The following is a 1,556-nucleotide window of genomic DNA, read 5'->3' as shown; positions in this document are numbered from 1 at the left end:
CGCCGCCATCCACGCTGGCCGCCGCGTACCGACCCAGTCGCTCGCCTGTTCGTAACCGCGCGCGAGCTGAAGCACCGCCAGGTCGTCGCGCGGCCGCCCGATCAACTGCATCCCCATCGGCAGCCCGGCATCGTTGAAGCCGACCGGCACGCTGATCACCGGACAACCTGCGAGCGTCCACGGCACGACCGTCTCCATCCAGCGGTGATACGTGTCCATCTCACGGCCCGCGATCGCCCGCGGCCAGCGCGCGTCGGCATCGAACGGAAATACCTGCGCGGCCGGCGCGGCGATGAAATCGTAACGATCGAAGCAATGCAGCAGCGCCTGATACCACGCGGTGCGCTCGGCGCTCGCATCGTAGACGTCCGCCCCCGAGATCGCGAGCAACCCCTCGACCTCGAAGATCGCTTCGGGCTTCAGCAATGCGCGCCGCGACGGATCGCGGTAATGGGCAAGCAGACCGCCGCCCGACAGCCAGTGCCGCTGCGCGAGCCAGAGCCGCCAGATCCTTTCCGGTGCGAATGGCGGCAACGCGGCATCGACGTCGCAGCCCATCTCCCGCAATGTTGCGAGCCCGGTCTCGCAACGCTCGAGCACGCCCCGCTCCGTCGCCAGATAGCCGTTCCAGTCGCCGACCCACGCGATACGCTTGCCGTGCAGACGGGTTTCGAGCGGCTGGGCGAACACGGCGGGATCCTCTGCGATCGATAGCGGATCGTGCGCGTCGTAACCGGCCTGAATCGAGAGCAACCGTGCCACATCCCCGACCGTGCGCCCCATCGGGCCTTCGGTGCCGAGCTGCGACGCATACACGTCGACGCCCGGCCAACGCGGCACGCGGCCTTGCGATGGCCGAAAGCCGTATACGTTGCAGAATGCGGCGGGATTGCGCAGCGAGCCGCCGAAATCGCTGCCGTCGGCCACCGGCAGCATCCGCGCCGCGAGTGCGGCCGCCGCGCCGCCGCTGCTGCCGCCCGCGCTCTTCGTCAGGTCGTAGGGGTTGCGCGTGACGCCATAGACCTCGTTGAAGGTGTGCGAGCCGAGACCGAACTCCGGCGTATTGGTCTTGCCGATGAAGATCGCGCCCGCCGCACGCATACGCGCGACGCCGACCGAATCGGCCTGCGGCACCATCTCGCGGAAGATCGGCGAGCCGAGCGTCGTCACCAGCCCCTTTGTCATCGCGAGATCCTTCGGCGCCTGCGGAAACCCGTGCAGCCAGCCGTGATACTCGCCGCGCGCGAGCGCGGCATCCTTTTCCGCGGCTTCGGCAATCAGCACGTCCCGGTCGCGCAGCGCGACGATCGCATTGATCGCGCCGTTGACCCGGTCGATGTGATCGAGATATGCACGCATCGTCTCGACGCAGGAAACGGCATTGCGGCGGATCGCCGACGCCAGTTCGCCCGCCGACAGGCGCACGATCGGATCGACGGAGAGGGAGGCGGAAGCGAGATGCGACGGGGCGCCGTGCGGCATGCGAAGTCTCCTGACGGGGGAGGCGCGGTGTCGGCGTCCGATCGACGGCCGCGCCGGGCCGGGCGATCGCGCCA

1 protein-coding gene is annotated in these 1,556 nt (G+C 69.0%); it reads right to left on the bottom strand.

Annotated elements, in window-relative coordinates:
- Positions 1–1,482: amidase (locus KH616_RS24920; protein WP_292254894.1), on the bottom strand; the 1,482-nt coding region annotated here is incomplete at its 3' end.
- Positions 1,483–1,556: the final 74 nt, after the last annotated feature.

The sequence above is a fragment of the Burkholderia sp. genome (genome assembly GCF_018375725.1).
Taxonomy (GTDB): Bacteria; Pseudomonadota; Gammaproteobacteria; order Burkholderiales; family Burkholderiaceae; genus Burkholderia.
The sequence above is the reverse complement of the archived record's forward strand: the minus strand, read 5'-3'. Positions and strand labels throughout refer to the sequence as shown.